The organism is Tardiphaga sp. 215_C5_N2_1, assembly GCF_052076055.1.
Lineage (GTDB): Bacteria > Pseudomonadota > Alphaproteobacteria > Rhizobiales > Xanthobacteraceae > Tardiphaga > Tardiphaga robiniae.
The window spans coordinates 1,872,522-1,899,209 of record NZ_CP197240.1; the positions used below are offsets into that span (position 1 = coordinate 1,872,522).

The window sequence follows — 26,688 nt, forward strand, 5'->3', positions numbered from 1 at the left end:
AACGGACAATTGTGAACAAGAAACGTGACAGCAGCTTTCCAACCAGGGATGCCATCGTCGCGTTCGTTCGCGCGTATCCCGGCAAGATCGGCACCCGCGAGATCGCGCGTGAATTCGGACTGAAGAACGCCGCCCGTGTCGAGCTCAAGCGCATGCTGCGCGAACTCGCCGACGAAGGCGCCATCGCCAAGAAGGGCCGCAGCGTGCGCGAGCCCGCAGCGCTGCCACCCACCGTGCTCGTCGACATCACCTCCAGGGATGCCGATGGCGAGTTGATCGCCACGCCCGTCGAATGGGACGAGGCAGACGGCATCGTACCGAAAATTCGCATTCATACGCCGCGCCGTCCCCTCCCCGGCACCGCGGCAGGTGTTGGTGACCGCGCATTGTTGCGCATCGAGAAGATCGAGAACGATGGCGAGTTAGCCAGCTATCAGGGCCGCGTCGTGCGGGTGCTCGAAGGTGCCCGCACGCGCCTGCTCGGCATCTATCGCGCGCTGCCGAATGGCGGCGGACGATTGATCCCGGTCGACAAGAAGCAGGCCGGGCGCGAACTCAACATCGCCGCGTCAGACGCTAACGGCGCCGAGGACGGCGATCTCGTCAGCGTCGATCTCATTCGTACCCGTGGCTATGGCCTCGGCTCCGGCAAGGTCAAGGAACGGCTCGGTTCGCTCTCCTCCGAGAAAGCGGTCAGCCTGATCGCGATCCATTCCCACGATATCCCGCAAGCGTTCTCCCGCGATGCGCTGAAGGAAGCGGAAGCGGCGCAGCCTGCGACATTGCAAGGACGCGAAGACTGGCGCGACGTGCCGCTGGTTACCATCGATCCGCCGGACGCCAAGGATCATGACGACGCCGTCTATGCCGAACTCGATTCCGATCCGAACAATACAGGCGGATACATTGTCAGCGTCGCGATCGCCGATGTCGCTTTCTATGTGCGCCCCGGCTCTGCGCTCGATCGCGATGCGCTGATCCGCGGCAACTCCGTCTACTTCCCCGATCGCGTCGTACCGATGCTGCCGGAGCGCATCTCCAACGACCTGTGTTCGCTGGTGCCGGGCGAACCGCGCGGCGCCCTCGCCGTACGCATGGTGATATCAGTCGATGGCCGCAAGAAGTCGCACACGTTCCATCGCATCCTGATGCGCTCGGCGGCCAAGCTGAATTACGCACAGGCGCAAGCCGCCATCGATGGCCATCCCGACGATACTACCGGCCCGCTGCTCGAACCGATCCTGAAGCCGCTTTACGCGGCCTATGCACAGGTGAAGCTCGCGCGCGACGAACGCGATCCGCTCGATCTCGACATCCCAGAGCGAAAAATCCTGCTGAAGAAGGACGGTACCGTCGATCGCGTCATCGTACCGGAGCGGCTCGACGCGCATAAGCTCATCGAAGAGTTCATGATCCTGGCCAACGTCGCCGCAGCCGAAACGCTTGAAAAGAAGGCTCTGCCGCTTATCTATCGGGTACATGATGAGCCTTCGGTGGAGAAGGTTCACAACCTGCAGGAATTCCTCAAGACCCTCGACATGCCGTTCGCCAAAGCGGGCGCATTGCGGCCATCGGTATTCAACCGGGTGCTGTCACAGGTCAAAGGTCAGGATTCCGAACCGCTGGTGAATGAAGTGGTTTTGCGCTCGCAAGCCCAGGCGGAATATGCCGCCGAGAATTACGGACATTTCGGTCTGAACCTGCGCCGCTACGCGCATTTTACCTCGCCTATCAGGCGATACGCAGATCTGATCGTACATCGCGCACTGATCCGTGCGCTCGGGCTTGGCGAAGGCGCACTGCCCGAGACGGAAACCGTGGAAACGCTGAGCGAAATCTCGGCGCAGATTTCGGCCACCGAACGCCGAGCCATGAAGGCCGAGCGCGAGACGTCCGACCGGCTGATTGCGCATTTTCTGGCCGACAAGATCGGCGCCACCTTCCGGGGCAGGATCTCCGGCGTCACCAGGGCTGGACTCTTTGTCCGATTGACCGAGACCGGCGCCGATGGCCTGATCCCGATCCGCACGTTGGGCACCGAATACTTCAACTATGACGAAGCTCGCCACGCCCTCGTCGGTACACGCAGTGGTGCCATGCACCGGTTGGGCGACGTCGTCGATGTCCGTCTGGTCGAGGCAGCCCCCGTTGCAGGTGCCTTGCGGTTCGAAATGCTCTCCGAGGGCAAGACCGCCCCACGGAACCGCCGACGCGAACATGCCCGCAGCAATGACGCTGCAGACCGGCCGCGTCATCCGGGTCCCAAACCTTCTGGTGCGACGAAGTTCAAATCGTCGAAGAAGCTCAAGGCGCCCAAGAAAGCCAAACCCGGTCGCAATGCCCGGCAGGCTGCCAAAGCTGACAAGGCTCGCGCCGGTGGTAACCCCGGCAAGCCGAAAAAGGGGTAACGTCATGATGACATTGACCACACCGAAGATCTGGAGCGCGACGCTGGATTCCTCCGCCAAACGCAATGTGTGGACCGCGATGAAGCGCGGCTTCGCCTGTCGCTGCCCGAACTGCGGCGAAGGCAAGATGTTTCGCGCCTTCCTCAAAACCGCCGATCACTGCGACAAGTGCGGACAGGATTTCTCCGCGCACCGCGCCGATGATCTTCCCGCCTATCTCGTGATCGTCATCGTCGGTCACATCGTCGTACCGATCGCATTGTGGATCGAGACCAACTACTCGCCATCGGTCGCGCTGCAACTTGCGATCTACCTGCCGATCACGCTGATCGCGTCGCTGTTGCTGCTGCAACCGGTCAAGGGCGCCGTGGTGGGATTGCAGTGGGCATTCCGCATGCACGGATTTGGCGACGGCCCGGCTGACTGATACGTTCTCCGTCCCCTTGAACAGCACGTAATAAGAAGAATTTCAGGAGACGGAATGAGCGACGCAGTCGAGATCGGCAAGGAAGCCGACCACCATCCCTATAAGCGTCCGCGCGACGCTGCGACCCTGATGCTGGTCGATCGCTCCGGCCCGATTCCGAAAGTGCTTGTCGGCAAGCGTCACGACAAGGTCGTGTTCATGCCCGGCAAGTTCGTGTTCCCCGGCGGCAGTGTCGACACCACCGACAACAAGATTCCGGTGGCTGCACCGTTGCCGCCGGAGCTTGAAGCCAACCTGATGAAAGGCAGCCCGAAGACGCCGCCGTCGCGCGCGCGTTCGCTTGCTGTCGCTGCCATCCGCGAAGCCTGCGAAGAAACGGGCCTCTGCCTCGGCCGCAAGGTTGATGGCGCGACCAGGAAGCTCCCCGGCGTATGGGAAGCTTTTAGCGATGCAGGTCTCCTGCCCGATCCCTCGGGCCTGTTTCTGATTGCGCGCGCCATCACACCACCCGGCCGTATCAAGCGCTTCGATACGCGTTTCTTCACAGCGGATGCATCGTCGATCGCGCATCGCGTCGAGGGCGTCGTGCATGCCGATGCCGAATTGGTGGAACTGGTCTGGGTCGAACTCGGCTCCGCCCATCTCGCCGACGCGCACGCAATGACGAAGAACGTGCTTAATCAATTGCAGCAGCGTCTTGCCACAGGCCCGCTCCGTCACGACGCGCCACTGCCCTTCTTCCATTGGTACAGCGGCAAGATGCAACTCGATATGCTGCCCGGCGAAACCTGAGTTAATCAAGTAACGGGTCTCGCTTTTCGACCTATTCTAATTCTAACTGTTTGCGTAGTGGGATAACTGGTGTGGCGCGGTAAGCTACCGTTGCTTGCTCACAGGAATTCCCAGTTATGGGACAGATGAATTGGACGCCGCAGGTCGAGTCTTCGACATTTACGCGCGCGTCACTGGAATATCGTCGCAAGGCGTCGGCACTCAGCCAGCGCGCCAGCGTGGAAGCTGACCCACGCAAAGTTCGTGCATTGCTACAACTCGCCATCTCGTGGATTCAGGTTGCTGAAAACGAAGAGCTGATGGCGAGCGAGTATCGCGCCAGCGCGCACATGCACAGTTTCTGACACGAGAAGACGCCGCATCCGCGGCGCCTTCCTGCTCTGCCAGACCCATCGTCAGATCTGAGCGAGGCCACCGTCGACGAACAATTCTGCGCCGGCGACGAAGCTGGAGTCATCCGATGCCAGGAACAGCACCGCCTTCGCTACTTCGTCCGCGGTACCGAGACGGCCGAGCGGCACGATGGTCTTGAGGTAGCCCTTCACATCGTCATTGGCGAAGACGTCGAGGCCGGGGGTCTGGATCGGTCCCGGGCTGACGACGTTCACGCGAATTTTGCGCGCCTTCAGGTCCGAGGTCCAGCTGCGCGCGAACGAGCGGATCGCTGCCTTGGTGGCGTTGTAGACGCTGAAGGACTCCATGCCCTTCGATCCCGACACCGAGCCGGTGAGAACCACTGAGGCGCCGTCGGACAGCAGCGGCAATGCCTGCTGCACCGTGAACAGGACGCCCTTCACATTGATGTCGAACATCTTGTCATAGACGTCTTCGGTGATCTGGCCGAACGCACTCAATTCATAGCCGCCGGCATTGGCGAACAGCACGTCGATCTTGCCCTTGGCAGCCTTCACCGTATCGAACAGATGCGCGAGATCGGCGAGCTTGGCCGCGTCCGCCTGCACGCCGACGGCCTTCGGTCCGAGCTGCTTCACGGCGGCATCGAGCTCGGCCTGGCGGCGGCCGGTGATGAACACGGTGGCGCCTTCGTCGATAAAACGCTGCGCGGCGGCCAGACCGATGCCGGCGCTGCCACCGGTGACGACTGCGATTTTGCCTTCGAGTTTGCGGGTCATGATGCTCTCCTCTGATTTGGGGCGGCGCCATCGCCGTCCGACATGGAGAACATCGTCCATTCGCCCGCTGGCGGTTATGGGCTTGTTCGGATATTATTTATCCGTATTCTGGATGAATGACCGATACAGTCGCCCTTTTCCAGGCTTTCATCCGCGTCGTCGAAGCGGGCTCATTCACCCGTGTGGCTGAGGAGCAGAATTCCAGCCAGCCGACCGTCAGCCGCCAGGTGGCAACGCTGGAAGACCATCTCGGCACCCGATTGTTCACCCGCACCACGCGCAAGCTGACGCTCACCGATGACGGCCGCAGCTTCTACGAACGCGCCAAACTGGCGCTGGAAGCCGTTGCCGAGGCCGAGGGCGCCGTGGGACGCCGCCGGGCCAGACCATCAGGCACGTTGCAACTGGCCCTCCCGGTGGTGTTCGGACGGCTGCGGGTGATCCCGCATCTCAAGGGCTTTCTGGCGCGCTACCCCGACGTCAGTGTCGACCTCGTGATGAGCGACGGCTTCAGCGATCTGGTCGAGGACGGCATCGATCTCGCGATCCGCTCCGGCGTCGTGACCGACCCAAACCTAATCGCCAGGAAAATCGGCGTGACACGCCGTATCCTGGTGGCCTCGCCGTCCTATCTGCGCGGCAAGACGCAGCCTGCGCATCCGAACGATCTCATCGGGCATGATTGCATCCCCTATACGCGCTTCACCGGCGGCGTGACCTGGCGCTTCGAAAGTCCGGACGGCCCGATCGCTATCGAAGCCACGGGGCCGGTGCGCACCCAGAGTTCGGAAGGCATTCGCGAAGCCGTGATGTCCGGCCTCGGTATCGGGTTTGTGCCGATCTGGCATTTCAGGGATGAGATCGAGACCGGTCGTCTCATTGTGTTGCTTGAAGCCTTCGAACCGAAACCGGTGCCGATCAGCGCGGTCTATCCCTCGCGCCGCTTCGTGCCGCAGAAGACCCGCGCCATGATCGACTACCTGGAAACGCAATTCGCGATGGACCCAACGCTGAATCCGAAGAAGGGGTGAGCTCCGTCCTCATGGTGAGGAGGCGCTACTTTAGCGCCATCTCGAACCATGAGCTCCCGTCTCCATCCTTCGAGACGCGGCGAAGACGCCGCTCCTCAGGATGAGGTTCTGCGGATAATCTCGAAATCGCAATAATCTTCTCGTGAGCAGCATCTACCTGCGCGCGCTGGCGTCCCTATCTGTTCCCGACCAGCATCACGGGGAATTCCAGATGGCGAAGCGTCAGTTGAAGCTCGGGGCCTTCATGCGCCCGATCAGCATCCACACCGGCGCATGGCGCTATCCCGGCGCTCAGCCTGACGCCAACTTCAACTTTCCCTTCCTCAAACAGATGATCCGCAAGCTCGAGGCCGGCAAGTTCGACGCCTTCTTCATGGCCGATCATCTTGCCGTGCTGAATATGCCCGTCGAGGCGCTGAAGCGCAGCCACACGGTGACATCGTTCGAGCCGTTCACGCTGCTGTCAGCGCTGGCCGCCGTCACCGACAATATCGGCCTCGTCGCCACCGGCTCCACCACCTTTGACGCGCCCTATCACGTCGCCCGCCGCTTCGCCTCGCTGGACCATATCTCGGGCGGCCGCGCCGGCTGGAATATCGTCACCACATCCAATCCCGACGCAGCGCTGAACTTCGGCCTTGATGATCACATGGAGCATGCCGAGCGCTACAAGCGCGCGCGTGAATTCTATGACGTGGTCACCGGCCTGTGGGATTCCTTCGCTGATGACGCCTTCATCCGCGACGTCGAGAGCGGCATCTTCATGGACCCCGACAAGATGCATGTGCTCGATCACAAGGGCCCACATCTCTCGGTGCGCGGCCCACTGAACATCGCCAGGCCCGTGCAGGGCTGGCCGGTGATCGTGCAGGCCGGCGCATCCGAAGACGGTAAGCAGCTTGCCGCCGAAACCGCAGAAGCCGTGTTCACCGGCGGCGGCGCCATCGGCGATGCGCAGAAGCTCTATGCGGACATCAAGGGCCGCATGGAGAAGCTCGGCCGCAATCGCGATCATCTCAAGATCCTGCCCGGCGCCTTCGTGGTGGTCGGCGACAGCGTCGAGGAAGCTAAAGAGAAACGCGCGCTGCTCGACAGCAAGGTGCATTACGCCAATGCCATCGCCTCGCTTTCGATCAATCTCGGCACCGATGCTTCCGGCTTCGATCCCGATGGCCCACTGCCCGAGATCCCGGAGACCAATGCCAGCAAGAGCGGCCGCGAGCGCGTCATCGCCCTCGCCCGGCGCGAGAACCTGACCGTGCGCCAGCTTGCCCAGCGCCTCGGCGGCTATGGCGGCTCCGCCTTCGTGGGCACGCCCCAGACCATCGCCGACGAGATGCAGGAATGGCTGGAAACCGAGGCCTCAGATGGCTTCAACATCATGTTCCCCTATCTGCCGGAGGGGCTGAACGACTTCGTCGACCGGGTGATCCCGGAACTCCAGAAGCGCGGGATTTTCCGCACGGAGTATGAAGGCCGGACGCTCCGCGAGAATTTGGGGCTACCGCGGCCCAAAAACCGCTTCTTTCCGGGTTAAGACCCGCAAATCCCCGGATTTACCGCCCCAGAAAACCTTGACTTTGGGGCGTTCGGGGCTAGGTTGCGCCCCAACACGGCCAGTTCTCTGGCTGTCACCCGATTCCCGACATTCAGAGGTTCTGCCATGGCCAAAGCGGTCACCATCAAGGTCAAGCTCGTTTCCACCGCGGACACCGGCTTCTACTACACCGCCAAGAAGAATTCGCGCACCATGACCGACAAGATGGTCAAGAAGAAGTACGATCCGGTCGCGCGCAAGCACGTCGAATTCAAGGAAGCCAAGATCAAGTAAGCGCTGATTACAGCTGCTGACGGATTTTGAACGGGGCCCTTATCGGGCCCCGTTTTCTTTTGACCTCTCCCGCGCAACGCGCGGGGCGAGGTTAAGTAAGAAGCCGAGCTCAATCGTTTCAATTTTAGCGATGCGTGCAGTATCGTGTTTACCCTGCCACAACTATGGCGGGCATGAAGCCTGCGATTGAAACGGTATTCACGTCATTTCGTGCGACAAGTCGGTATCATTCGACGCAATTGATTTGCATCGGGAGCGACCCTTGTCTTTTCGCGACACAGACACGACGGCTGGCCAGCTCACCTCCGCCGTGTCCATGGCAGGCATCGCCGTCCGCTACGCATTCTATTTCTTCGGAATGATCGTTTTCGGGATCATCGCCCTCGCCTTGATCTGGCAGTGGCACAACCGAACCCGGATCATCGATGACAAGCCCGCTTTCAGGATTGCAGACGGGAGTATCGCCAGACTTCCCGTGAGCACCGACATCGTTTCGCGCGCATCGAAGGCGCGGATCGACATCCTGCGCTATGGTACGCTGCAAAATCGCACGACGGACTTGGCGCTGGCGATCACATTCCCGAGCCGTGGCAGCGGAATGACGTCGCCGGGCATGGGTGTGCTGAGCAACGGCTTGCTCACTGATCTCAATTTCCGGCCGCTCGCCGGGCATTTCGATCTCGAGACGCGCTACGGTCCCTACCATGCCGTTGAAATGCGCATCGAGGCCGATGGTCGCTGGAAACAGTGCCTAGCCTTCAGCTCACGCTTCGACACGAACGTGGTATTTGTCGCCGGCTGGACCTGCGATGCGACGGGCACCAAGCCCGGCGCCGATGCCCTTGCCTGCGCACTCGACAAGCTGGTGATCGACAAGGAATTGCCGACCAAGGAAGCCGACGCCTATCTGCGGGAACGCATGACACGGCCGGCGTTCTGTTCGTCCCGGCAGGTCTCACAGACCTTCGATACGGGATCGCGCCCGATCTCGCCGCCGTCCCGATGGTCGCAGCCGTCAGCGCGAACGCGGCTCTGATAGTAACTCAGGCGGCCGCCGCAACCACGCGGTTGCGGCCGTCATGCTTGGCGCGATACAGCGCCACGTCGGCACGCTTGAGTACGTCGGCGACGGGCTCGCCCTTCTTCTCCAGCGTCGACAACCCGATCGAGATCGTGACCTCGATGCGCTTGTTGCCTTTGTCGATGGAGAACGGCTCGCCCGCGATCGAACGACGCAGACGCTCGGCCACCATGCTGGCGACATGCATGTCGGTCTCGGGCATGACGATGACGAATTCCTCGCCACCGTAACGGCAGGCCAGATCGATGCCACGGATCGACTTGCGAATGCGCACGGCGAATTCGCGCAACACGTCGTCACCGCAATCATGGCCATGATTGTCATTGATCGACTTAAAGAAGTCGATGTCGAGCATCATCAGCGCCAGCGGCTTGCCGCGGGTGGCCGCCTGCTCTGCGAGCGTTTCCAGATGGCTTTCCATGTAGCGGCGGTTGTGCAGTCCAGTCAGACCATCTGTGATCGCGGCTTCGATGGAGTGCTGAACGTTATCGCGCAGATGATCGGTGTAACGGCGGCGGCGGACCTGCGTGCGGGCACGCGCCAACAATTCGTTCTTGTCCACCGGGCGCATGAGGTAGTCGTTGACGCCGATCTCAAGGCCACGCAACAGCCGCGGATTGTTATCAGCATCAGCAATCGCGAGAATCGGAATCTGCCGCGTGCGCTCCAGCGAACGCGCCTGGCTGCACAGCCGCAATCCGTCGTAATTCTCGAGGCTCAGCGAGACAATGAGCAGATCGTAATTGCCCTCGGCGGCATGAAACAGCGCCTCGGTCGGATTGGGTTCGACATCGACGGTGTGTTCCGCCGACAGGACGGGCGCCAGCCGCTCATAGGATGACGGACGATCGTCGACCAACAGGATGCGTCCGCCCACACCCAGATCAGACACGGCGCTGCGCTCGGGCGCCTGCACGCCGATTTCCAGCGAGGTGATGGCGCGCATGCGCAGCTCATCGGTCATCATCTTCAGACGCGTCAGCGAGCGCACGCGCGCCACCAGCACGGCATCGGCGACGGGCTTGGTGAGGAAGTCATCGGCGCCGGCTTCCAGACCGCGCACGCGATCCGAGGGCGAATCCAGCGCGGTGACCATCACCACCGGAATGAAATGCGTCTTCGGATTGGCTTTCAGGCGACGGCAGACTTCGAAGCCGTCCATGTCGGGCATCATGACGTCGAGCAGGATCAGATCGCATTCGGAACGCGCGCAGACTTCCAGCGCCTGTGCGCCGTTGGACGCGGTGATGACGTCGAAATACTCCGCCGAGAGACGGGCTTCCAGAAGTTTCACGTTGGCGGGGATGTCATCGACGACAAGAATACGCGCTGACATAGGGAACTCCCTAACCGATGAACCGACGCACGGTTTCGATAAATTTTCCGACCGAAATGGGCTTTGATAAATAGGCTTCGCAGCCGCCTTCGCGGATACGTTCTTCGTCGCCCTTCATGGCGAAGGCTGTGACGGCGACGACGGGGATCATGCTGATCGCAGGATCCTTCTTGATCCAGCCGGTCACTTCGAGACCGGAGACCTGCGGTAGCTGAATATCCATGAGGATGAGATCGGGGCGGAGCGAGCGGACAAGATCGAGCGCTTCATAGCCATTGCTCGTGCCGACTGTCTGATAGCCATGGGCTTCCAGCAGGTCACGGAAGAGCTTCATGTTGAGCTCGTTGTCCTCCACGATCAGGACGGTTTTTGCCATCCCGCCCTCCAATCCAGAACCCGAGCGTTCTTGTTTCGCGGAGCATGATTGCCCTGCGTCACCGGCCAATTGATGTTCGAAGCGAACTTCCAAATTCACTTCGGCCACCCCGCCGAAGTGCCCGTGTACCGCGCATATCCCTGCAACTGGAATCGCCCCGGTGACTCGGGCATGATGACTTAAAATAGAGACGATAAGTTACGGAAAGGCAAACACGCGTGATGAAAAAAAACCAGCGCCACCCCAGCGAAGTCGCTGAAATCGTTGCGATTCAGGCGCTGTCCTTCGTTGCCGGTGACCCCGAGCGGCTGGGCCTGTTCCTGTCCGAGAGCGGAATCGGTCCGGAGACCCTCCGCTCGGCTGCAAAGGATCCACAGTTCCTCGTCAGCGTGCTCGATTTCGTGCTGCGCGACGACGAGACCGTGAAGGCGTTTTCGGCGTCGTCGCAACTGGACCCCACCACGATCGCCGCCGCGCGACAGGCGCTCGATCCCCGCGGGCAGGACTTTACGTGAGCCCCTCTCCGGCAGAGCTGAGCGGACCGCGCTGCTTCTGCCGGGATTGCTTTGTCGATCTGGATGCACGCGTCAAGCGCTGCACGTCATGCGGGTCACCGCGCCTGGTGCGACACCACGCGCTGCCGTCGCTGACGCTGGCACATATCGACTGCGATGCGTTCTACGCCACCGTTGAGAAGCGCGACAATCCCGACATCGTCGATCGGCCCGTCATCATCGGCGGCGGCAAGCGTGGCGTGGTGTCCGCGGCCTGCTACATCGCACGCACCTTTGGCGTGCGCTCGGCGATGCCCATGTTCAAGGCGCTCGATCTCTGCCCCGACGCCGTCGTTGTGCGGCCCGACATGGCGAAATATGTCCGCGTCGGCCGCGAGGTCCGCCATGCCATGCAGGCGCTGACGCCGCTGGTCGAACCATTGTCGATCGACGAAGCCTTTCTCGATCTCTCAGGCACGCAGCGCGTCCACGGCATGATCCCGGCCAAGGTGCTGGCGAAATTCGCCGCCGATATCGAACGCCAGGTCGGCATCACGGTCTCTGTCGGCCTGTCGGTGAACAAGTTTCTCGCCAAGATTGCCAGCGATCTCGACAAGCCGCGCGGCTTCGCCACGCTCGATCAGGACGACGCTGTGGCCATGCTCGCCGACAGGCCCGTCAGCTTCATCTACGGCGTCGGCCCGGCGACCGCGGAGAAACTCTCGCAGCGCGGCTTTCGCAAGATCAGCGATCTACAGCGCGCCGATGAGACCGACCTCATGAAACAGTTCGGCGGCGAAGGCCGCAGGCTGTGGCGCCTCGCCCGCGGCATCGACGATCGCCTCGTCGTCGCCGATCGCGGCGCCAAGACGATTTCCAACGAGACGACGTTCAACGAAGACATCCGCGACTACGCCACACTGGAAAAGATTCTGTGGCGACTATCGGAGAAGGTCTCGTCGCGGCTGAAGAGCAGCGAATTGTCCGGCACCACAGTCACACTGAAACTCAAGACCGCGGATTTCCGCCAGCGCACCCGCTCGCAGTCGATCCAGTCGCCGACGCAAATGGCGGCGCGTATCTTCGATATCAGTCGCGAGATGCTGGCAAAGGAGATCGACGGCACGGCCTTTCGCCTGATCGGCACTGGCGTCAGCGCTCTCAAGCCCGGCAACGAGGCCGGCGACGACAACATGCTCGACCGCCGTTCATCGCATGCCGAACGCGCGATGGACGATCTCAGGAAGAAGTTCGGCAGTGCCGCGGTGATCCGCGGCATTGCCTATGACGGGCCGGAGAAGCCAAGGACATAATCCCCATAGGGATTGCGAACTTGTGATGTGCCCGGGCTTCCCACGCTGTGGTGGCCGTGAGATGGTCGAATATGGATATTCGTCGGCTCCTGAAACTCTTTCTGGCGATCTTCGTGACCATCGGCCTGTCGGTGGCGCCAATGGTGACTCCGGCGGCTGCCAAGAGCCCGTCGGCCACGATGACCGACATGTCGGCGATGTCCGGTGACATGCCCTGCTGCCCATCCGAACAGAAGAGTAAGGATTGCCAGGACTGTCCCCTTCTCGCGATTTGCGTGTTGAAGACCGCCCAGGCTGGGCCTTCCCTGGCGCCACCCATGACGGTTCGCCACGCCGTCCGAACCTACCACTCGTTGCTGAACGACGCGCTGACCGATGGCGTCAACCGTCCCCCTCCGGACCACCCTCCTCGCACTTCGATCTGAGCGGCGCTGAGCGCCGTCGCTGCCGCGTGCCTCCAGGCGCGCGGATGACGAATGCCGTTCGCGGCATCAGATTCAATCGAGGATACCAAACCATGAAGACGTCTAACTCCCCGCGCGCCTTCGGGGCTGCGTTGATCGCTATCGCTTTGGGCGGCGCAAGCACGGCTGCACTGGCTGACATCAAGGACTACACGTTCGAACTCGTCGATCAGTCCGTACAGGCCGGCCCCGACAAGATCATCACCGTCCGCCTGATGAACACCAAGACCGGCAAGCCTGTGCCTGATGCCGTCATTTTCGCATCCTGTCTCGACATGGCTCCTGACGGCATGCAGGAGATGGCCACCAAGGTCACGCCAGTATCGGGGATCGAGCCCGGCACCTACAAGTTCAAGGCCACTTTCGGAATGGCCGGTCGCTGGCAGCTTTCTCTCGGCGCCAAGGTGCAGGGAGAAACTGGCTCCGTCGAGAACAAGCTCGTCATCACGGCGCAGAAATGAACCGCGCCGTTTTAGCTGGCACGGCCGCCGCGTTCATCGCGGCGGCCGGAGGCGGATTCATCATCGCGCAGCGACCGTTGACGCACGCCCTCGCCGTAGTCACCCCCGCCGATGCGCAGGAAGCCGGCGCGCCGATCTACTATCAGGATCCGGACGGGAAGCCCGCATACTCGTCAACGCCGAAGAAAACGCCGGACGGCCGCAACTACCGCGCCGTTCCGGCGAACGCTGACATCAACTTCGAGGATATCGTAGCCGAGCCGATGCCGGGTCCGAACTCGGTGGGTACGGAGCGTAAGATCAAGTATTACCGCAATCCGATGGGACTTCCTGATACGTCGCTGACGCCGAAGAAGGACTCCATGGGGATGGATTACATCCCGGTGTTCGACGGTGACGATTCCGACGATGGATCAGTCAAGCTCTCTCCGGGCAAGATACAGCGCACGGGCGTGAAGTCCGAGCCAGCCGCCAAGCGCGTGATCCGGACGCAGATCCGCGCACCCGGCACGATCCAGCTCGACGAGCGGCGCATCTCCGTGATCTCGATGCGCGCGGAAAGCTGGGTGCAGAAGGTTGCCGATGTCACCACCGGCACGAAGGTCCGCAGCGGGCAGCCCTTGATGGATATCTACAGCCCGGCGATCTCGTCCGCTGCGGCGGAATACGTCGCCACCATTACGTCGAAGACGACGAGCGGCGATGGACTGTATGGGCGCGGGTCCCGTCAACGGATCATGAATCTCGACGTTCCGGACACGGTGATTGCCGAAATCGAGAAGAGCCGCATCGTCCCGATCTCCATCGCCTGGGCCGCACCGCGGGACGGCATCGTGCTTGAGCGCAACGCCATCGAAGGGATGCGGGCGCAACCCGGCGACATCCTCTTTCGTATCGCCGACACGTCGCTCGTCTGGGCAATGGTCGATGTCGCGGAGCGCGATCTTGGAGCCATCGCCGTCGGACAGCCGGTGAACGTCCGGACGCGTAGCCTCTCCGGCAGGCAGTTTGCTGGCAAGATCAACGTGATCTACCCGCAGGTCAATCGCGAGACCCGGACGACACGGGTCCGTATCGAACTCACAAACGCCGATCTCGCTCTGCTACCGGACATGTATATCGACGCTTCGATCGAGACCGGAGGTGCGGATCCGGTCGTGTCCGTCCCGGAGAGCGCTGTGATCGACACCGGCACCCGGCAATCGGTGTTCATCGACAAAGGACAGGGGCGCTTCGAACCGCGCAGCGTCGGACTCGGCCGTCGCGGCGGCGGCTATGTCGAAATCCGCGAGGGAGTCGCAGACGGCGAACCAGTCGTCATTTCGGCTAATTTCCTGATCGATGCAGAAAGCAACCTGAAGGCTGCGCTGAAGGGCTTTTCCGACGCGAGGAGCCCACAGTGATCGCCCGCATCATCGCATGGTCGGCGCGCAATCTGCTGCTGGTGTTGTTCGGCACAGGGTTCGCCGCAGCCGCTGGCATCTACGCGCTGGCGCATCTGCCGCTCGACGCCATCCCGGATCTCTCCGACACGCAGGTTATCGTCTATACCGAGTACCCCGGTCAGGCGCCGCAGGTGATCGAGGATCAGGTCACCTATCCGTTGACGACGGCAATGCTCACGGTGCCGAAGTCGAAAGTGGTGCGCGGGTTCTCGTTCTTCGGCGTGTCGTTCGTCTATGTCATCTTCGAGGACGGGACCGACATCTACTGGGCCCGGTCGCGCGTTCTCGAATTCCTGAACGGAGCCACGTCCCGCCTGCCCGCCGGCGTCACGCCAACGATGGGCCCCGATGCCACCGGCGTCGGCTGGGTCTACCAATACGCGATCATGTCCAAGGAATTGAACCTTGCCGACACACGGGCGATCCAGGACTGGAATCTGAAGTTTGCGCTCGCCAAAGCCGAAGGCGTCGCCGAAGTCGCCAGCGTCGGTGGCTTCGTCAAGCAATACAACGTCGTGCTCGATCCACTTCGGATGCGCGACCTCGGCATCACCATGCAGAAGATGCGCGACGCTATCCGCGCCAGCAACGCCGATGTCGGCGGTCGCACGGTGGAGCTGTCCGAATTCGAATATGTCATCCGCGGCAAGGGCTATCTGAAGTCGATCAACGACCTCGGTAATGTCGTGCTCAAGACCAACAACGGCACGCCGGTCCTGCTGCGCGATGTCGCGCGCGTCGAACTGGGCCCCGACGAGCGGCGCGGCATCACCGAACTCAACGGTGAAGGCGAAGTCGCCAGCGGTATCGTGCTGCAACGCTTCGGCGTCAATGCGCTCGACGTCATCGAGAACGTCAAGAAGCGCTTCAAGGAGATCGCCAGCAGTCTGCCGAACTCCGTCGAGATCGTCCCGGTCTACGATCGCTCCAACCTGATCAACGCCGCCATCGCCACGCTCAAGCACACATTGCTGGAGGAAAGCGTTGTCGTCGCACTCGTCTGCATTTTGTTCTTGCTGCATGTCCGCAGTGCCCTGGTTGCGATCCTGATGCTGCCGGTCGGCGTGCTGATGGCGTTCGGCGCCATGAAACTGCTCGGTCTTGGCTCCAACATCATGAGTCTCGGCGGCATCGCGATCGCCATCGGCGCCATGGTCGATGCCGCCATCGTCATGATCGAGAACGCCCACAAGCATCTCGAACGCGCGGATCCCGGCAAATCACGTGTCGAGGTCCTGATCGAGGCAGCCTCCGAAGTCGGCCCGGCACTGTTCTTCAGCCTGTTGATCATCACCGTGTCGTTCATGCCGATCTTCACGCTGGAATCCCAGGAAGGACGTCTGTTCAGCCCTCTGGCGTTCACCAAGACGTTTTCGATGGCAGCCGCCGCCATCCTGTCGGTGACGCTGGTCCCGGCCCTGATGATCATCTTCGTTCGCGGCCGGATCGTTCCGGAACACAAGAATCCGATCAACCGCTTCCTGATCTGGGTCTACCGGCCCGTCATCACCGTTGTGATGCGCGCAAAGACGCTGGTCGTCCTGCTCGCAGTCGCCGTTCTCGCGGCGAGCGTCTGGCCGGCTCGTCAGCTCGGGACCGAGTTCATGCCCAGTCTGAACGAGGGCACGCTCATGTATATGCCGACGACGCTGCCGGGCATCTCCGTCACCAAGGCCGGAGAACTGCTGCAGATGCAGGACAGGATCATTCGGTCTTTTCCGGAGGTGGCTTCGGTCTATGGCAAGGCGGGGCGCGCTGCCACGGCGACCGATCCGGCGCCCTCCGAAATGTTCGAGACAATCATTAACCTCAAGCCGAAGGAAGAGTGGCGATCCGGTCTCACGGTCGATGGACTGATCGCCGAGATGGACAAGGCGCTGCAGTTTCCGGGCGTGTCGAATGCCTGGACCATGCCGATCAAGGCCCGCATCGACATGCTGTCGACAGGCATCCGCACGCCCATCGGCGTGAAGGTGATCGGCACCGACCTCGTCGAGATCGATCGGCTTGCCAAGCAGATCGAGCAGGTGCTCAAGGCGGTGCCGGGCACGTCGTCGGCCTATGCCGAGCGCGGCATCGGCGGCTACTACCTCGATGTGACCCCGGATCGTGAGGCATTGGCGCGCTACGGCATCATGATCCAGGACGTCCAGGACGTCATCGGAACCGCGCTCGGCGGCCAGACGGTGACGACGACCGTGGAAGGCCGGCAACGCTTCACCGTCAACATGCGGTACCCCCGCGACCTCAGAGACAGCCCGCAAGCTATCGCCAGTGACGTGCTGGTGCCGATGCCCGGAGGTGGCGCGGTCCCACTCGGCGAAGTGGCCAGGATTGCGCTGGCGAGAGGGCCGACGTCGATCCGGACAGAGAACGGACAGTTGGCCACCTACATCTATGTCGACATCCGCGACCGCGACCTCGGCGGCTACGTGGCCGACGCGCAGCACGCGGTCCAGGCAACCATTCAATTTCCGCCTGGCTATTACGTGATGTGGAGCGGCCAGTACGAATATCTCGAACGTGCGACGGCGCGCCTGAAGATCGTCGTGCCGGTAACGCTGTTGATCATCTTTCTGCTGCTGTACCTGAACTTCCGGTCGATCACCGAAACGATGATCGTCATGCTGTCGCTGCCGTTCGCGCTGGTCGGCGGCCTTTGGCTGATGTGGTGGCTCGGCTTCAACCTGTCGGTTGCAGTCGTGGTCGGTTTCATTGCGCTGGCCGGCGTTGCCGCCGAGACCGGCGTGGTGATGCTGATCTATTTGAATCAGGCATTGACCGCGATCCAGGCGCGACGGGACATTGAAGGACGATCTCTGACGCGCAACGACCTATACGACGCCATCATGGAAGGAGCCGTCGAACGCGTCCGTCCCAAGATGATGACGGTGGTCGCCATCATGGCGGGCCTGCTGCCGATCATGTGGAGCACCGGCACGGGCTCGGAGATCATGCAGCGCATCGCGGTGCCGATGATCGGCGGCATGATCTCGTCGACGCTGCTGACATTGATTGTGATCCCGGCGATCTATGCAATTGTTAAGGGCTATCGGCTGCCTCAGGCCGGCTTGATCTCGGCAAAAGGGATAGTGCCCGTAACCAGATAGCCCGGAGCTTGGAGGGACGTGTTCGGACTCAGCCGAACACGTCCTGCACCACGCCGTCCTTGATCACGTCCACACCATCGAGCGTGATTGTGGTCTTGAAGATCGGCAGATCGAAATGCCCCGCGGTGTAGCGGCCCGCAAATTCGTTGGCGCCGGTCGAGAACAGGAAGTTGCCGGCCACTGCGCGGATTTCCGTGCCGTTGGTGTCGCGTTGATCATACATCTGCAGCGCCTCGTAACGTGCATTGGGGTTCATGCCCCAGCCGACATGCGACACGGCGTAAGCTTCGCGATCGCCCCAAGCGGCGAGATAGCGCTTCATCATCTCGGCGTCGGCGCCCTCGCCCGTCAGCTCGGTGAGATAGTCGTCCTTGAACAGCATCCGCACCGGCGACGTCAGATAGCGCTTGAAGGTCAGGTTGATATCGCCTGCATCCATCACCACCGTGCCATTGATGGTCTTGCTCTTCGGGAAGCTCACCACGATGCCGCCCGGCCAATGTGCCAGCGTGCCCGGCTTGTCGGTCCAGCCCCAGACGCCGACGGTGGCTGCGCCTTCCATGTTGACGTCCAGATCAGTGCCCGCCCTCGACGTCACCTTCATGTGCTTCGTGCCGCGCAGCATCTTCGCCGCCGCGCGCACGCGCTTCTCGAGCGCGGAGTCCGGCACCATGCGCTCGAGCGCTTCCGGATGCTCGTTGGAGATCACGAGAATGCGCGCGCCGGCCTTCAGGATCTCCGGTGTTTCCTTCGCATGCATCAGGCCTTCGATGGTGCAGTCGACGACGAAGCCGGCCTGCTGCAGCGCAGATACAACCGGCCCGAGCTGCTGGATCGCTTCGGACGCGCCGGTGGAGCGGATTGGCACGACCTGCTTGTTGCGCGGCGTCGGCACCACGACGTGGAACGGCCGCGCGCCCATGCGCAGCAATGCCAATTCGGCAATGTGCACATTCAGCGCGCGCGATTGCGTCTCGGAGAGGATGGCGGCAGTGTCGCCGGGCTTGACCGCGCAGCGTTCGAAGATCTCGCAGAATGCGTCGATCCATTTCGCCTCGATGCGATCCGCCAGCATGCCGTTTCTCCGTGTTTTAAAGCGATTATGGTTGGATGATAGGCGCGGTCATGTTATATGAAAAGGAATATTTTTAATCTTGAAGGACAATCCGGCGCTGTATTTTGGGCAGTCGCGGGTGTCGCGGAGCGGCGAATTCCATGGCGTTTGACAAGACGGCGCAGGACAAGGTCGCGGATAACAAGCTCCCGGACAAGGCGCAGGCGGTCAACCCCGCCACCTTCCGTCAGGCGCTGGGCCAATTCCCGACCGGCGTCACCGTCGTCACCGCCACCAATGGCGACCATCCTGTCGGCATGACCGCGAACTCCTTCTCGTCGGTCTCGCTCGATCCGCCGCTGGTGCTGTGGAGCGTCGCGAAATCTTCGCCGAGCCACGATCCCTTCGTCGAAGCCGATGCCTTCGCCATTCATTTTCTCGGTGCCGATCATGGCGAACTCGCGATGCGCTTCGGCCGTCGCGGCTCCGACAAGTTTGCTGATATCGCCCATGCGCCGGGCATCAGCGGTGCACCGCTGATCGAGGGCCTCGCACCGATCTTCGAATGCAAGACCTGGGCGCGCTATCCCGGCGGCGACCATACGATCCTCGTCGGCGAAGTCGTGCACTTCGTCGAGCGCAATCACGACCCCCTCGTCTTCCACTCCGGACAACTCCGCCGCATCGACAAGGCACAGCCACGTGCGCCGGCTCTGGCCAGCAACAGTTTTGCGCGCAGCTACCTGTCCTATCTCCTGGCGCGCGCCAGCTTCAACGTGTCCAGCTCGTTTCACGCGCGGCTGAAGGAATGGGAGCTCACGGTGCCGGAATGGCGCGTATTGGCCTGCCTCGCCGATGTCGAGGGCCTGTCGGTCGGCGAGCTCGCCGCAATGGCGCTGATGAAGCAGCCGGGCCTGACGAAAGTGCTCGACCGCATGGAGCGTGACGATCTCTTGAAGCGCAAGAGCACCTCGAACGATCGGCGCCGCGTCACGCTCTACCTGACCGCAAAGGGTCGCGCACGCGTCAAGCCGGTGCAGAAGGCGGCGCTCGAACATGAGACAGAGCTGCTGAGCCGCTTCAGCGACGACGAGCGCGCGACCATCAAATACACGCTGGATCTCCTGATCGACAGCGGCATGTCGGACGCGACGAGCGAATAGCAACAATCACTGCTTGTCTCCTCCGTCATTGCGAGGAGCCCTTGCGACGAAGCAATCCAGTCTCTCTTCAAATAAAGAACTGGATTGCCGCGTCGCTTCGCTCCTCGCAATGACGGCGGAAAGGCTCGAGCAAACGAAAATGCCCGGCGCAAGGCCGGGCATGACGGAGAGAGTGTCATTGTTTGTAAGTGAGCGACGCCGTTACTTGATCGGCGCGACGACCTTGCCCTTCAGCTCGGAGACGTCGAGCTTCTTCGGCAGCATTCCGGATTCGACATAGGTGTCGAGCATCTTCTGGATCGTATCGAAATTCGGCGCGGCGCCGGGGTCGCGTGCGAAGTCGTTATCCTTCAACAGGTAGGTTTCCAGCACCGGGATCGGCGCCTTCATCACTTCATTGACGACCTTCAGCGTTTCGTCGCGGTTGGCCAGCGCCTTCTGCATGCCCAGCGTCAGATCGCGCACATACATTTTGGCCAGTTCCGGATTCTTCTCGATGAAGTCCGCACGGCACGCTTCGAGAATATGCACGATGCCGTCCTGCTGCTGCGACAGCGAGAACAGCTTGCGGGTGCCGCCCTTGGCTTCCATGCGCGCGGCGAAAGGCTGGTTCATCACGGCGGAATCGACGCGGCCCGAACGCAGCGCTTCTTCCGAGAGCGCGAAGCCGACTTCAACCAGCTTGACGTCCTTGGCCGGATCGAGGCCGGCCTGCTTCAGCAAGATCGCCATCGGGCCATAGATGCCGGAGCCGAGCGTGTTGATCGACATCGTCTTCCCCTTGAGGTCGGCGATGGTCTTGATCGGCGAGTCGTCCTTTACCGCCCAATAGACCGAGAAGCTGCCCGGTTTTTCGAACACGTGCTGCGCAACGATCGAAGCCTTGAGGTTGCCGCTCTGCACGCCCTGCGCCAGTGCCAGCACCGATTGCGTCGCGCAATCCAGCGCGCCGGCCGCGAGTGCCTGCGTCATCGGCGCGGTGCCCTGAAACTGCACCCACTCGATATTGTATTTCTTGCCGAGATCCGCGAATTCCTGCGGACGCTTCATCATCCAGTATTTGGATTCTTCGGCCGGGATGGTCCAGCCAACCTTGATGGTTTGTTGGGCAAATGCCGAGCCACTGCTCAGCAACGCTCCGAGTGCCAGAGCCGCCACAACGCCACGCTTCGATGCGATCCGCTTCATCCTGAATTCCTCTGTTTTCAGCGATCCGGCCGCAGTCAGAAACGAATGCAATTCTCTTGCCGAAGCGCTCCCCACTCACAATTGTTTCATGCTTCAAATGATCGCGCAATATGCCTCGCTATGGGCTATATTGAAGCAGACTGGTTGGACTGCCAGCCCGGGAATTGATTCACCATGAGCAATGACTCCTTCTTCTCCGATCTCCTCGCATCCATCTCGGAACGCGGACGCACTCTGCTGCGGCTCGGTCCCGCATCTGTCGATCCCAAACAGAACGCATCGGACTTGATCGAACTCTGTACGGAGCTGTTGTCAGGACGCGGCGAAGCGTCCGGCACGGTCCTCGCGCGCGGCGTGCTCGATCGCTACAAGAGTCTCGACGAGGCCGGTCGCCTCACCTTCTTCGAAAACCTCGCACAGAATTACGGTCCCGATCGTGACAAGCTTGAGAAGGCCATCGAAGCATGGCGTGCCAAGCCGACCGGCGACGTCTCCGGCGAATTGCATTTCGCATCCGAACCGCAGCGGCAGGAACTGTTTCGCCGGCTGAACCGCGCGCCGAACGCGACGAGCGAACTCGTGAAGATGCGTGAAGATCTTCTCGATCTGAAGAATGGTAACAAAGACCTCAACGCCGTCGATCGCGACGTCGTTCATCTCTTGGCATCGTGGTTCAACAGGGGATTTCTGGTGCTGCGCAAGATCGACTGGTCCACGCCCGCCAATGTGCTCGAAAAAGTCATCAAATATGAAGCGGTGCATGAGATCCACGACTGGGACGATCTGCGCCGCCGCATCGATCCCGTCGATCGCCGCTGCTACGCGTTCTTCCACCCTGCCCTTGTCGATGAACCGCTGATCTTCGTCGAGGTCGCCCTCACCGAAACCATTCCGGGCGCCATCGCGCCGCTGCTCGCCGTCGATCGCCAGCCGGTGCCGATCGAGCGCGCGCGCACCGCGGTGTTCTATTCGATCTCCAACTGCCAACGCGGTCTCGGCGGCATTTCGTTCGGCAACTTCCTGATCAAGCAGGTGGTCGAGGAACTGCGCCGCGAATTGCCGAAGCTCGATACGTTCGTGACACTGTCGCCGGTGCCGGGTTTCATGAAGTGGCTCAAGAAGGCCGATGACCTCAACCTGTCCAATGAGGATCAAGCGCTGGTCGACATGCTCGCCGATCCGCTATGGGTCAACGACACGGCACTGACGGCGCAGCTCAAACCGGTGATGGAGCAGCTCGCCGCGCATTACTTCCTGAGAGCCAAGAGCCCACGCGGCGGCCCGATCGATTCCGTTGCCCGCTTCCATCTCGGCAATGGCGCACGGCTCGAGCGCATCGACTGGCTCGGCGACACCTCAGCCAAGGGCCTGCGCGAGTCCGCCAGTCTGATGGTGAACTATCTGTATCGTCTCGACGATATCGAGAAGAACCACGAAGCCTATGCCGACCATTACGAGATCGCGGCATCGAGCGCGGTGAAGAAGCTGCTGAAGAGTGAAAGCGGCGGTGGCCTGCGTTTGCTGGACAGCATGCGGTTGTCGCGGGCGGAGTGACGAACTTCACCTCTCCCCGCTTGCGGGGAGAGGTCGACTGAAACGCGCGAAGCGCGTGGAAGTCGGGTGAGGGGGACTCTCCACCTGCTCAGCTCTCGGAGAGTCCCCCTCACCCGTCGCGGACTTCGTCCACGCCACCCTCTCCCCGCAAGCGGGGCGAGGGGCATCCCTCACTTACAAGGCTTGCTGTCCTTCACATTGAACTTGCTCATGGCGCCGCCGATGACGAAGTCATTGTAGTCCAGCATCAGCGACCGCGAGACGCCGTTCTCATAGAGTTCAAATGACATCGCATAGACCGGGGTCTGCTCGCCGCCGTCGGACGATTTGGCCGATTTGTCGTAATAGCTGACGGTGACCGGCCAGCGCGTCAGCTTCTTCATGCCGTCATCGCCGGTCGAGGGATCGGGCTCGTTGACCTTGCGATCCCCCGGGATCGCCTGCCCGATCACCGTGAGCGTGCTGTAGACTTTCTCGCCTGTATCCGACCCGTCATAGACATTCAGTTCCAGCACCGACTTGCCTTCGCGTGCGGCGGCGATGATGCGGTGGATCTGCTCGGTCGGAAATACGGTGGAGCCCTCCAGCGTGAAGGTCTTCGCCACCGGCTGCTTCAGCTTGACGGTGACGTGATCGCCCTCCCGCTCCGCCATGCCGTCAACGGCGCTGGCATCGCCATCATTCATGCGGGTGTCGATCTTGAACCGATAACTCTTGCCGTCGCCGGCTTCCCAGCTGGTGGAGCGCAGATCGCTCAGCGTGGTCTTGTCCTCGCCGCTGTTGAGCTCCGAGACCTGACGGAAATCCGACGTGTAGCCTTCGCAGGCGCTGCCGGTAAAGTTATAGAGGATGCGGCCGCTGGCGCTGTTGACGCTGGCATTGCCGCGCGACTTCAACAGCTTCAGCTCATACAGCGCCTGATGCGCCACGAACGGCGTGCCCGCAGCAGGCGGAGCCGCGAATGCCGACACCGGCGCCGCAAAGGCCGCCATGGTCAGTGCCAGCGAGGCAGCCTGGAATCGCGAAACGGAGGAAATGCGGCGCATGGGTTTTCCCTGGATTCTGGAACTACAACAATAGAGAGCGTCCTATTGCGTCGCAACTACGGCCGCGCCGGATTCGCACTGCGCAAATGCCACATTCTGCAGCAAATCTTGCCAGAACCGCACTATTGCGGGGCGGCCCGGCGTCGCCGGATCGTCACTTGCGCGGCGACGCGGTATGGGTGAAACAGACGGTGCCTGAACCCTTTGGGGAGTTTTGTTCGGGCACTTCATCAATCATTTGGGGAATCATAATGGCAGGCACTGTCGAGCAGAAACTTGCGGATCTGGGGGTCAAGCTTCACGAGCCCATCAGCCCCGTGGCGAATTATGTCGGCTTCGTCCGCACGGGCAATCTGCTGTTCGTCTCCGGTCAGATCTGCAAGGACGCGAACGGCCAGCTGATCGCCAAGGGCAAGCTCGGCGCCAGCGTGACCATCGAACAGGGCGTCAATGCCGCCCGCGTTTGCGCGATCAACCTGCTCGCTCAGGTCAAGGCTGCCCTCGGCGATCTCGACAAGGTTGCACGCGTCGTCCGCCTCGGCGGCTTCGTCAATTCGACGCCGGATTTCATCGACGCACCGACCGTCATCAACGGCGCCTCGGATCTGATGGTCGCAGCCTTCGGCGACAAGGGCCGCCATTCCCGCGCCGCTGTCGGTGTCGCCTCGCTGCCCGCCGATTGCGCGGTCGAGGTCGATGCAGTGTTCGAAGTCATCTGATCCAGGACGCATTCAAGGACAATCCCGATGCGCGCACCTGACTGGCTCATCGCCCGGCCGGTCGCGCATCGTGGCCTGCACGACCCTGCCCGCGGCATTGTCGAGAACATGCCCGGCGCCATGCACGCCGCCATATCAGGCAATTTCAGCATCGAGACCGATGTCCAGCTCACCGCCGACGGCGAGGCGATGGTGCATCATGACGATGAACTCGGCCGCCTGACCGAGGGCTCCGGCCCCTTGCGCGCGAAGACCTCCACCGAACTCAAGAAAATTGCCTTCAAGGACACGCCGGAGCGCATGATGACGCTCGGCGATCTGCTCGCTCTGATCGATGGCCGCGTCGGGCTCGTGATCGAGATCAAGAGCCATTTCGACGGCGACCGCAAACTGGTCACCCGCGTCGCCGAGATTCTCAAAACCTATCGCGGACCGGTTGCCTGGATGTCGTTCGATCCCGATCAGGTTCTTGCGATGCGCGAAATCGCCCCCGAGATCCCGCGCGGTATCACCGCCCAGCGCACCTATGACGACGGCGAATGGCTGACGCTGACGCAGGCCCAGCGCGACGGCATGCGCCATCTCCGCCACGCCTTCCGCACCCGACCGCATTTCGTCTCCTACTGGGTCAAGGAACTGCCGACCCCGGCGCCCTGGATCGCCCGCAACCTGTTCGGCTGTGCGCTCCTGACCTGGACCGTGCGCACGCCGGAACAGCGCGCCATCACGGCCCGCTATGCCGACCAGATGACGTTCGAAGGCTTTGTGCCGTAAATTGAAAAGAACGCCGTCATGGCCGGGCTTGTCCCGGCCATCCACGCCTCTCTTGCTTACGGCGCTTGTGACCAAGACGTGGGTGCCCGGGACAAGCCCGGGCATGACGGAGTGGGACTTGAACTGTCCGGCGCGATGCACAATCTTAGGAGCGGTCACCGCGACGGTTGATCGCATATGACCGGTTCAAGTGATTGATGACGTCATCGGAAATTACGCTCGAAGCAGTGGCGTCCATCAGCCAGATTCCGGCCATGGATTGGGATGCCTGCGCCACCGGTCATGCCGATCTCGCTGGCATTGAGAGCCTCGATACGCTGGCCCCGGCGGCCAATGGTTGCGCCTCGAAAGCCAATTACAACCCGTTCGTGTCCCATGCCTTTTTCACGGCCGTCGAGAAGTCGAATTCGGCCTGCGCCCGCACCGGCTGGGGACCGCGCCATCTGATCGCCAAGAGTGATGGCCGCATCGTCGGTGTCGTGCCCTGTTATCTGAAATCGCACTCGCAGGGCGAATACGTGTTTGACCGCGGCTGGGCCGATGCCTATGAGCGCGCCGGCGGGCAATATTACCCGAAGCTGCAGGCCTCGGTTCCGTTCACGCCCGCCACCGGCCCGCGCCTGCTGATCCGCGACGGCGTCGATGTGGAACGCGTCGGCGCGGCGCTGGCCGGCGGCCTCGTCGGTCTCTGCGAGGCCACCGATGCATCGTCTGTCCATGTCACTTTCGCGCGCGAGAGCGAATGGCAATTTCTCGCCGCGCGCGGCTTTCTGCAGCGGACCGACCAGCAGTTTCATTTCCGCAATGACGGCTACAGCACCTTCGACGATTTCCTGGCAACCCTGAATTCGCGCCATCGCAAGGCGATCAAGCGCGAGCGCCGCGATGCGCTGGCCAATGGCATCACCATCCACCCCCTCACCGGCAGCGAGATCACCGAGGATGCGTGGGACGCGTTCTTCGCCTTCTACATGGAGACCGGCTCGCGCAAATGGGGACGCCCCTATCTCACGCGTGAGTTCTATGCGCTGATCGCCGAGAGCATGAGCAACGATGTCGCGCTGATCATGGCCAGGCGCGATGGCAGGTGGATCGCCGGCGCCATCAATTTCATTGGTTCGGACACGCTGTTCGGCCGCCACTGGGGCGCCATCGAGCATCACCCGTTCCTGCATTTCGAGGTCTGCTACTATCAGGCCATCGACTTCGCCATCCGCCGCGGGTTGAAGACCGTCGAGGCCGGCGCGCAAGGCGAACACAAGATCGCACGGGGCTATCTGCCGCAAACCACCTATTCGGCGCATTACATCGCCGATCGCGGACTGCGTCAGGCCGTCGGCGAATATCTTCAGCGCGAGCGCGAATATGTCGCCGAGGCTGTCCGCGACTTGACCGAAGCCGGCCCGTTCCGGAAGGGCGACGAGCAGGATTAAGCCGTCTTGACCGGCTCCCCTCTGGCGGCGACAGTCGCCCAAATTTGCGCCGAAA

General features: G+C 61.8%; 25 protein-coding genes. 19 read left to right on the forward strand and 6 right to left on the reverse strand.

What is annotated here, in order from left to right:
* The first annotated feature begins 11 nt into the window (after positions 1-11).
* The 4 genes from rnr (at position 12) to AB7828_RS08905 (ending at position 3,971) form a co-directional block, all read left to right on the forward strand.
* Positions 12-2,408: a ribonuclease R gene (rnr, locus tag AB7828_RS08890; protein ID WP_441229957.1), complete on the forward strand. Its 2,397-nt coding sequence runs from the start codon at positions 12-14 to the stop codon at positions 2,406-2,408.
* 4 nt (positions 2,409-2,412) lie between these two features.
* Positions 2,413-2,835, forward strand: coding sequence for a DUF983 domain-containing protein (locus tag AB7828_RS08895; RefSeq protein WP_089263757.1), 423 nt, complete (start codon positions 2,413-2,415; stop codon positions 2,833-2,835).
* Between the two features lie 54 nt (positions 2,836-2,889).
* Entirely contained in the window at positions 2,890-3,627 is a 738-nt protein-coding gene (locus tag AB7828_RS08900; RefSeq protein WP_441229958.1) for an NUDIX hydrolase, read from the forward strand.
* Positions 3,628-3,743: 116 nt separating this feature from the next.
* On the forward strand, positions 3,744-3,971 hold the full coding sequence (locus AB7828_RS08905; protein WP_089263755.1) for a hypothetical protein: 228 nt from the start codon (positions 3,744-3,746) through the stop codon (positions 3,969-3,971).
* Positions 3,972-4,022: 51 nt separating this feature from the next.
* On the opposite strand, the gene AB7828_RS08910 is transcribed toward AB7828_RS08905, so the two are convergent.
* Complete coding sequence (locus tag AB7828_RS08910) at positions 4,023-4,760, reverse strand: SDR family oxidoreductase (RefSeq protein WP_089264610.1); 738 nt, start codon at positions 4,758-4,760, stop codon at positions 4,023-4,025.
* A 116-nt stretch (positions 4,761-4,876) separates the two neighbouring features.
* Between AB7828_RS08910 and AB7828_RS08915 the strand changes: the two genes are divergently transcribed.
* The 4 genes from AB7828_RS08915 to AB7828_RS08930 all read left to right on the forward strand — a co-directional run bounded on the left by AB7828_RS08915 (position 4,877) and on the right by AB7828_RS08930 (position 8,658).
* Complete coding sequence (locus AB7828_RS08915) at positions 4,877-5,791, forward strand: LysR substrate-binding domain-containing protein (RefSeq protein ID WP_439077512.1); 915 nt, start codon at positions 4,877-4,879, stop codon at positions 5,789-5,791.
* 211 nt (positions 5,792-6,002) lie between these two features.
* A complete protein-coding gene (locus AB7828_RS08920) occupies positions 6,003-7,328 on the forward strand; it encodes an LLM class flavin-dependent oxidoreductase (RefSeq protein WP_439064643.1) in 1,326 nt (441 codons plus the stop codon).
* Positions 7,329-7,454: 126 nt separating this feature from the next.
* Positions 7,455-7,622: a 50S ribosomal protein L33 gene (rpmG, locus tag AB7828_RS08925; protein WP_068732385.1), complete on the forward strand. Its 168-nt coding sequence runs from the start codon at positions 7,455-7,457 to the stop codon at positions 7,620-7,622.
* A 262-nt stretch (positions 7,623-7,884) separates the two neighbouring features.
* Complete coding sequence (locus tag AB7828_RS08930) at positions 7,885-8,658, forward strand: hypothetical protein (protein ID WP_441229959.1); 774 nt, start codon at positions 7,885-7,887, stop codon at positions 8,656-8,658.
* 7 nt (positions 8,659-8,665) lie between these two features.
* On the opposite strand, the gene AB7828_RS08935 is transcribed toward AB7828_RS08930, so the two are convergent.
* Positions 8,666-10,039 (reverse strand): PleD family two-component system response regulator, encoded by a 1,374-nt coding sequence (locus AB7828_RS08935; RefSeq protein WP_089263751.1) that lies wholly within the window; start codon positions 10,037-10,039, stop codon positions 8,666-8,668.
* 10 nt (positions 10,040-10,049) lie between these two features.
* Complete coding sequence (locus AB7828_RS08940; RefSeq protein ID WP_068732379.1) at positions 10,050-10,415, reverse strand: response regulator; 366 nt, start codon at positions 10,413-10,415, stop codon at positions 10,050-10,052.
* A gap of 221 nt (positions 10,416-10,636) precedes the next feature.
* Here AB7828_RS08940 and AB7828_RS08945 point away from each other — a divergent pair, with 221 nt between their 5' ends.
* From AB7828_RS08945 to AB7828_RS08970, 6 genes are all read left to right on the forward strand, one after another.
* Positions 10,637-10,930: a DUF3572 domain-containing protein gene (locus AB7828_RS08945; RefSeq protein ID WP_120292043.1), complete on the forward strand. Its 294-nt coding sequence runs from the start codon at positions 10,637-10,639 to the stop codon at positions 10,928-10,930.
* Positions 10,927-12,222: a DNA polymerase IV gene (locus AB7828_RS08950; RefSeq protein ID WP_120292041.1), complete on the forward strand. Its 1,296-nt coding sequence runs from the start codon at positions 10,927-10,929 to the stop codon at positions 12,220-12,222. Before AB7828_RS08945 ends, AB7828_RS08950 begins: the two co-directional genes overlap by 4 nt.
* A 71-nt stretch (positions 12,223-12,293) precedes the next feature.
* Positions 12,294-12,647, forward strand: coding sequence for a hypothetical protein (locus AB7828_RS08955; protein WP_441229960.1), 354 nt, complete (start codon positions 12,294-12,296; stop codon positions 12,645-12,647).
* 92 nt (positions 12,648-12,739) lie between these two features.
* Positions 12,740-13,147: a FixH family protein gene (locus tag AB7828_RS08960; protein ID WP_441229961.1), complete on the forward strand. Its 408-nt coding sequence runs from the start codon at positions 12,740-12,742 to the stop codon at positions 13,145-13,147.
* On the forward strand, positions 13,144-14,550 hold the full coding sequence (locus tag AB7828_RS08965; RefSeq protein WP_441229962.1) for an efflux RND transporter periplasmic adaptor subunit: 1,407 nt from the start codon (positions 13,144-13,146) through the stop codon (positions 14,548-14,550). Before AB7828_RS08960 ends, AB7828_RS08965 begins: the two co-directional genes overlap by 4 nt.
* A complete protein-coding gene (locus tag AB7828_RS08970) occupies positions 14,547-17,702 on the forward strand; it encodes an efflux RND transporter permease subunit (RefSeq protein ID WP_441229963.1) in 3,156 nt (1,051 codons plus the stop codon). The genes AB7828_RS08965 and AB7828_RS08970 overlap by 4 nt, the downstream gene beginning before the upstream one ends.
* Positions 17,703-17,730: 28 nt before the next feature.
* Here the strand turns inward: AB7828_RS08970 and AB7828_RS08975 are convergent, their stop codons facing one another.
* A complete protein-coding gene (locus tag AB7828_RS08975) occupies positions 17,731-18,777 on the reverse strand; it encodes a peptidase M29 (RefSeq protein ID WP_439058777.1) in 1,047 nt (348 codons plus the stop codon).
* A gap of 140 nt (positions 18,778-18,917) precedes the next feature.
* On the opposite strand from AB7828_RS08975, the gene AB7828_RS08980 reads away from it, so the two are divergent.
* Positions 18,918-19,919 (forward strand): flavin reductase, encoded by a 1,002-nt coding sequence (locus AB7828_RS08980; protein ID WP_439058779.1) that lies wholly within the window; start codon positions 18,918-18,920, stop codon positions 19,917-19,919.
* A gap of 201 nt (positions 19,920-20,120) precedes the next feature.
* Here AB7828_RS08980 and AB7828_RS08985 read toward each other — a convergent pair whose 3' ends face one another.
* Positions 20,121-21,107, reverse strand: a complete 987-nt coding sequence (locus tag AB7828_RS08985; protein ID WP_441229964.1) for an ABC transporter substrate-binding protein — start codon at positions 21,105-21,107, stop codon at positions 20,121-20,123.
* A 174-nt stretch (positions 21,108-21,281) separates the two neighbouring features.
* Between AB7828_RS08985 and AB7828_RS08990 the strand changes: the two genes are divergently transcribed.
* Positions 21,282-22,661: a malonyl-CoA decarboxylase gene (locus AB7828_RS08990; RefSeq protein ID WP_093761301.1), complete on the forward strand. Its 1,380-nt coding sequence runs from the start codon at positions 21,282-21,284 to the stop codon at positions 22,659-22,661.
* Between the two features lie 170 nt (positions 22,662-22,831).
* Here AB7828_RS08990 and AB7828_RS08995 read toward each other — a convergent pair whose 3' ends face one another.
* Positions 22,832-23,707 (reverse strand): cell envelope integrity EipB family protein, encoded by an 876-nt coding sequence (locus AB7828_RS08995; protein ID WP_175368455.1) that lies wholly within the window; start codon positions 23,705-23,707, stop codon positions 22,832-22,834.
* A 251-nt stretch (positions 23,708-23,958) separates the two neighbouring features.
* Here AB7828_RS08995 and AB7828_RS09000 point away from each other — a divergent pair, with 251 nt between their 5' ends.
* The 3 genes from AB7828_RS09000 to AB7828_RS09010 all read left to right on the forward strand — a co-directional run bounded on the left by AB7828_RS09000 (position 23,959) and on the right by AB7828_RS09010 (position 26,633).
* On the forward strand, positions 23,959-24,426 hold the full coding sequence (locus tag AB7828_RS09000) for a RidA family protein (protein ID WP_120292021.1): 468 nt from the start codon (positions 23,959-23,961) through the stop codon (positions 24,424-24,426).
* A 27-nt stretch (positions 24,427-24,453) separates the two neighbouring features.
* Complete coding sequence (locus AB7828_RS09005) at positions 24,454-25,200, forward strand: glycerophosphodiester phosphodiesterase (protein WP_441229965.1); 747 nt, start codon at positions 24,454-24,456, stop codon at positions 25,198-25,200.
* 197 nt (positions 25,201-25,397) lie between these two features.
* A complete protein-coding gene (locus AB7828_RS09010; RefSeq protein ID WP_441229966.1) occupies positions 25,398-26,633 on the forward strand; it encodes a GNAT family N-acetyltransferase in 1,236 nt (411 codons plus the stop codon).
* The last annotated feature ends 55 nt before the right edge of the window (positions 26,634-26,688 follow it).